A 244-nucleotide genomic window follows, 5' to 3' on the forward strand; every position below is an offset into this window, starting at 1 on the left:
TATTGCGGCGACATCAGCACGAGCGGAATGCCGCTGAACACCGGCTGCAACAGGCTGCCGATCAATCCCATGTCGTGATACAGCGGCAGCCAGCTGACGAACACGTCGTCGGGGCGCACGCCGAGTCCCGCCTGGATCGCGATCTCGTTGGCGAGCAGATTGCCGTGGCTCACCATCACGCCCTTCGGCGATCCCGTCGATCCCGAGGTGTACTGGAGAAACGCGAGATCGTCCGCGCGCACGG

At 64.3% G+C, this 244-nt stretch carries 1 protein-coding gene; it reads right to left on the reverse strand.

Features of this window, described 5'->3' with window-relative positions:
- Positions 1-244 (reverse strand): AMP-binding protein (locus SB751_RS34340; RefSeq protein ID WP_410749538.1); only part of this gene is annotated, 244 nt, incomplete at both ends.

Origin of the sequence: Cupriavidus sp. SIMBA_020 (genome assembly GCF_046535395.1) — a bacterium.
GTDB lineage: Bacteria > Pseudomonadota > Gammaproteobacteria > Burkholderiales > Burkholderiaceae > Cupriavidus > Cupriavidus campinensis.